This window comes from Bradyrhizobium sp. BRP19 (genome assembly GCF_020194195.1).
Taxonomy (GTDB): domain Bacteria; phylum Pseudomonadota; class Alphaproteobacteria; order Rhizobiales; family Xanthobacteraceae; genus Bradyrhizobium; species Bradyrhizobium yuanmingense.
In genome coordinates, this window is the sequence record NZ_JADYVZ010000196.1 from 1 (window position 1) to 409 (window position 409).

Annotated in this window: 1 protein-coding gene; it reads right to left on the bottom strand. The window is 59.2% G+C overall.

Features of this window, described 5'->3' with window-relative positions; translation table 11 throughout:
• A partial coding sequence (locus I6F36_RS39160) for a substrate-binding domain-containing protein (RefSeq protein WP_225173313.1) occupies nt 1-409 on the bottom strand: 409 nt, incomplete at both ends.

Consider the following 409-nt stretch of genomic DNA (forward strand, 5'->3'; position numbering starts at 1 on the left):
AATCGATAGCGGCACGCGACTGGGCTGGCGTCTTGGGCTGCTTGTACATGATGATGAACGTGGTCGCGGTTACAGGGTATGCATCCGGGCCACTCGCATCGGTCATAACCAAGTCGAAATCCTGCGCCTTGGACCAGTCCGCCGTCGCGGCTGCTGCCTGAAACGACTTGGCGTTCGGCTCGACGTAGTTTCCGGCCTTGTTCTGAATGGAGCCGTACGTCATCTTGTTCTGCAGGACATACGCGTACTCCACGTAGCCGATGGAGTTCTTCAGACGGTTCACGTAGGCAGCGACGCCTTCATTGCCCTTGCCGCCGACGCCGACGGGCCACGCGACCGACGTGCCTTCACCGACCTTGGATTTCCACTCGGGGCTCACCTTCGACAAGTAGTTCACCCAGTTGAAGGT